Annotated in this window: 4 protein-coding genes and 1 pseudogene; 2 read left to right on the top strand and 3 right to left on the bottom strand. The window is 38.9% G+C overall.

Features of this window, described 5'->3' with window-relative positions; genetic code table 11:
* A pseudogene (locus tag FCR06_RS31855) lies at positions 1 to 244 on the bottom strand (IS630 family transposase); the annotation flags it as partial.
* 227 nt (positions 245 to 471) lie between these two features.
* On the opposite strand from FCR06_RS31855, the gene FCR06_RS31860 reads away from it, so the two are divergent.
* A complete protein-coding gene (locus FCR06_RS31860) occupies positions 472 to 1,413 on the top strand; it encodes a hypothetical protein (RefSeq protein WP_138506883.1) in 942 nt (313 codons plus the stop codon).
* Positions 1,414 to 1,952: 539 nt separating this feature from the next.
* Here the strand turns inward: FCR06_RS31860 and FCR06_RS31865 are convergent.
* On the bottom strand, positions 1,953 to 3,431 hold the full coding sequence (locus tag FCR06_RS31865) for a CHAT domain-containing protein (RefSeq protein WP_138506885.1): 1,479 nt from the start codon (positions 3,429 to 3,431) through the stop codon (positions 1,953 to 1,955).
* A gap of 130 nt (positions 3,432 to 3,561) precedes the next feature.
* On the opposite strand from FCR06_RS31865, the gene FCR06_RS31870 reads away from it, so the two are divergent.
* Complete coding sequence (locus FCR06_RS31870; RefSeq protein WP_262984737.1) at positions 3,562 to 4,800, top strand: 3'-5' exonuclease; 1,239 nt, start codon at positions 3,562 to 3,564, stop codon at positions 4,798 to 4,800.
* Positions 4,801 to 4,904: 104 nt separating this feature from the next.
* On the opposite strand, the gene FCR06_RS31875 is transcribed toward FCR06_RS31870, so the two are convergent.
* On the bottom strand, positions 4,905 to 5,178 hold a 274-nt coding region (locus tag FCR06_RS31875; RefSeq protein WP_189523668.1), incomplete at its 5' end, for a transposase.

Raw genomic sequence — 5,178 nt, forward strand, 5'->3', positions numbered from 1 at the left:
TTGCTGCGTCTGGGTAAATTTGAACCATTTCGGCTAATTCGCTCACGAAATCATCTAGCCTACCCTTCATGGCTCCACCTTGCTTTTTGGGTTCTAGATGTCCTTGCACTCTATGAAGTTGGATTAGCTTTTGCACATAGCTTTTTGCTACACCAAATTGCACGGCAACCTTTCTTATTGAAGTACCACCCTTTTCGTAAGTATTTACTATTTTTTCTCGTAAATCGATTGAGTATGCTTTCATTTTAAGTCTTGATGCACCAATACTATGTGTACCTCATTTACCTCGAAATTGCTGTATCTGTGGAATTGGACTGATTTTTGTCAAAGTATTCTTTCATCGGTGCAAAATATAAAAAGCAATGAAAAACCCCAACCTGTTTAAAGGATGGGGGCAGAAATAAAAACACTATATTCAATGATGACACAACCCAATATTTGTTCGACTGCTGTCAGCCTAGAGGTGGGGCAATGAACAAACCACCATCCAGAGGCAAAAAAGTTATCCCTGGGGCATCTGGGAAACCAAAGCCAGCAATCGATTCTGCTCCCGAAAATACTTTTGGACAAGACAATCCAGCCTCAGCAACGATTACGGTGACTGCTGTTGAAGTTACAGGGTTGACCGAAGAAGAACAAAGCTTACGCCTACACTTGGAACGCCGTGTGGAGAGAGCATTTTTGGAGGCGGGTCAAGCGCTGATGGAGTTGAGAGATAGACGGCTGTACCGTTCCACGCACCGTACTTTTGAAGAGTATTGCCGCGATCGCTTCAATTATAGTCGTGATGCGGCGTACTTGAAGATTTCGGCTACTGTGGTTTATGAGAATCTTCAAAAGTTTTTGCCGACCAATGGTCGGCAAATTCCAATGCCGACCAACGAACGACAATTGCGCTTTTTGGCGAAAGCCGAATTGGAACCTGCTATGCAAGCGAATGTATGGCAACAGGCAGTAGAGCAAGCTGGCAATAAGATTCCATCTGGTCGCATAGTGAAAGATGTTGTGGATAGGATACGCGAAAGGACGAAAGTATCCAATCCTCACCACGTTGGGGAGATATGCGTTCTTCTGCCCAAAGATAATCCAGACTTGAGAGGTAAAGCGGGTTATTGGGGCGTAGTCAGCCATGTTGGAGAATACAGTTGTACAGTTCAGACATGGGACGGTGACTATACCGTAAAAATCGAACACCTGAAATCACTGGAATTGCTTGATGAAGATTGCCAATTCATGCAGCAGTTATGTGTGAGGTTACGGCAGTTGCATCAAGTGGCCAGTCGTGACTCTTCTGTGGATTGGCTGTTGCAGGGGTTGGGTAAGCAAGCTAAACCTTATTTATCATCGTTGCAGGCAAAATTGCTGGCGGCTGTTGAAAGGGAGTACAAGCTGGTTTGGAAGCAGCAGAAGTAAACTTGATTCTTAATGCAACAATGCAACAATTAACTCGTTGTATGAAAGCGGTCACTTCAATGAGCGAAAAACTTTATGCTATTCCAAAACAGAAAAAAGGCTAAGTTCCTTCATTATTTTAAGCATCGAATTGTACCTACATAAATAAAATCATCTCTTCATTTAGCAACACAAGAAAAAATATATGCAATTGCAGCGATGCAAATCGCTCACTATTTTTATGGTTTCCATTAGTTCAACTTCCGAAGAAGTTTAAAGTTGAAGTTACAAAACATTATGCCCACGCAGGGTATAAGTTTCCATTAGTTCAACTTCCGAAGAAGTTTAAAGCGCTGGCTACTGAAAGCCTTACCTGAAGGTAATCCTACAGCAGATTTTCGGGGCTTGTCAAAATAATCCAAATTAATAGCCTCAATTGAGAATTATGGGTCAGAGAAATAGCCTAAAACTCTTAATTAATAAGGCTGCCGGGGCTGCCAACGAAATCATAGGGGTTTCGGGCTTTGGACTTCAGCCCCGAAACAATATCTGGAGTGGAACTATGTCACCAACGGATCTGTATTTCCCTGGCAAATCCAAGCCCCCCAGTAAAAAGGATGTTCTAAAGGTGTGTCTTGTTCTTGACAGTTAATCTCGGTATCTGCGGATAATTTCTTTAGTTGTAACAATTCTTTTAATACTTCTAATCCTAAAGCAGAGTCTCGTAATTCTTTGACAGTAATTTTACGTATATAATCTTGAGCAGATTGTAATGCGTCTACACGACCCATACCACAAAGCAAGTTATCAAAGAAACGCTCCATTAGTAAAGCGGTGGCTGAATCGGGAACTTGCCACAGGCTCATAACTAAGGTTTTTGCACCAGCAACTGTAAAAGCTCGACGCAATCCAAATACACCTTCGCCAATTTTAATATCTCCTCTGGCGGTGTCACAGGCAGACAGCACAGTAATTTCGTTTGCCCATAGGTCTAAAGTTGCAATATCCTGAGCAAATATAACCCCTTTACCCGCGTTGGCAGGTAAGCTTCCGCCAGTCAACCCAGTATTAGCACCTGCGAAAGCTAATGCAGAGCGCGTCATGGGGTTAGTTAGTTGGAGTTTTGGGATTTCAGTTTTGGGATTGATCGGATTTGGAATTGGTGGTGCTGGGGGTGAATCAGGTAAGAACAAACCATGAGTGGCGATGAGCATGATGTGGGGACACTTACTAGTAGTTAGATGGGTTTCTAGCGCTTCTGCTCCCAGATATAAACGTGCATTTAACAGCTTTTGAGCAACAATTTCACCCAAGAATCCAGTACTCTCAGTACGAGATAGGCGATCGCTTTCGGAACTGAAGGCAAATATACTATTAATCATCAAGTCATTGATATAGCTTGCCTGTATGCGATATGACAAAGCATCACTATAGCGTTCCATAGCAGCTAATACAGTTGCTAGATTATTTAAACTCAGGGCAGTATCAGGATGCTTATCCCCCAATAGGTGTTTTCTCATAGATAAAGCTTCTAAATACTTCTGTTCAGCTTCTTCATAACGCCCAAGGGATAAGTATATTAATGCTAAATTGTTAAGACTGTTGGGAATATCAGGATGTTCTTTACCAAACAAAGATGTCCTAATTTTTAATACTGACAAGTGCAATTTTTCAGCTTCAATGTAGCGTTGCTGAATACCATAAATAGTAGCTAAATTATTCATGCTAGTCGCAACTTGAGGGTGCTCATCACCAAATAAACTTTTAACAATTGCCAAAGCTTCTAATAAGAAAGATTCGGCTTGTGAGTATTTAAATTGAGCATCATATAGCACCGCCAAGTTATTCAACATAGCTGCAACCAGATGATGGTTTGCTCCTAGCAGTTCTTTAATCATTGCTAAGGCTGTTAGATGCGTTTGTTCAGCTTCTAAATAACGCCCTTGTGAATCGTAAAGTGCTGGTAGATTGTTTAAACTAACAGTAACATCAGGATGCGTCTCTCCAAATAGCCTTTTGACTTTAATTGAAGCTTGCAAACTGCTTGAAAAAGGCGAAGAATTTGAAGATGTTGATGAAGATACTCAAGCTTGACGAATTCAACTGTTAGGAAAGTTAGAGTATATCTTCATTGATGAATATCAAGATGTCAGTGAAAATGAATATCGTTTGATTAAATTAATTTCTGGTTTAAATGAATCGGAGGATAAAAAAAGGTCAGTACAAATTAATCTCTGCGTTATTGGAGATGACGATCAGAATATTTTCACCTTTAAAGGTGCTGACACTAAATATATTATTCAATTTCAGGAAGAGTATAGAGCAAGACGACTACTACTTACTGAAAACTACCGCTCTACAGAAAATATTATTAAAACTGCTAATCATCTTATACAGAATAATCAGGTACGCTGTAAACAAACTCCAGAAGAACAAGTTCGGATCAACGAGAAACGTCAAGGGGTAATAGGAGAACCAGTACTAGCTTTAGAATTCAATAATTTGTCGCAGCAAGCAGGCTGGATTAAAGATAAAATTCAATCTTGGCTTAACTCAGGGATTGCCCCTAATGAAATAGCTATTATAGCTAGTCGTTGGGATGATATGAATCCAATCCGTTTGCTTTTAGAAAAAGAAAGCATTTCTACTTATGCCCTCAAAAATACTACTATACCCTTAGTAAAAAATCGCTCTACCCGTCTACTAATTAATGCTTTACAAAAAGACTATAGCCTAGTTTTAAATCCTAAAGAATTAGTTCAGAAGAGATTTGAGGCTTTTTTTGAACGTACTAATCGTATCTTAACAGAACCTACTATTGAAACTTTAATAAATATTGCTAAAGATTTAGATAAAGAACGGGGTTACGAATCTGGAAGTGTTGTACTGCCGATAAGTGTTGATGAAATATTGACTGCAATATTCGAGTTTAATGAAAATCGTGAAGACTTCCTAGAGAATAACTCCGTTTTAATTACTAGTTGTCACGGTTCAAAAGGTTTGGAGTTCCGTAAAGTTATACTTTTAGATGATAGCTTTAAGACTAAACCTAATGAAATTGAATCAGAGCGTCGGCTTTTTTATGTCGCTATGATCCGTGCCAAGGAAGAACTAGTTATTTGTTCTATAAACCAGAGTAAGTTTGTACAACAAGCTAGTTTAAATTCCCAAATAATTACTTATACTGAAACTCAGCTTCCTCAGCTAATGCATTACTTTGATTTAACTCCAGGTGATGTACATTTAGGCTATAAATTGACTAAAAAAAGACAGAATATCATTAAAAATTTACATGAGGGTAGTCCTGTTGAATTAAGAGTTAATTCTTTCGGTAATGGTTGGAGTATTTTTACACAGCAGAATCAGGAAATTGGTTGTTTATCACGGGATGGAACGCAATTCTCATAAACAAAGGGATGTTGCCTGGTCAGTTTCGGTTTCAGAGTAATGAGATTACAGTTAAATATATCTATCATCATCTTAAAAGAGATGATTTACAGCATATTTGAGGTTTATGAGGTACAGTAGCAGCAATTAGTAAACCAATTTTTTAGATGTTTTGGATCAACTAGTTTCAGCGCAATTTTAATTAAACCATCAACGACAGATGAACTCTTGGGAGAAAATTGTTTCAGAAAAGCTTTTAATTGTGACCACCAATGTTCAATTGGATTGAATTCAGGAGAATAAGGAGATAGATAAAGAATACTTGCTCCCACTCCTTCAATCAAAAGCTTAATCTCTTCGACTTTATGAGCAGGTAGATTATCCATTACAACGACTGCA

The sequence above is a fragment of the Nostoc sp. PA-18-2419 genome, from assembly GCF_005869855.1.
In the GTDB taxonomy this organism is placed as follows: domain Bacteria; phylum Cyanobacteriota; class Cyanobacteriia; order Cyanobacteriales; family Nostocaceae; genus Nostoc.

Coding starts and splice junctions, on each gene's coding strand:
- FCR06_RS31860 (WP_138506883.1), top strand. CDS start 472: ATGAACAAACCACCATCCAGAGGCAAAAAAGTTATCCCTGGGGCATCT.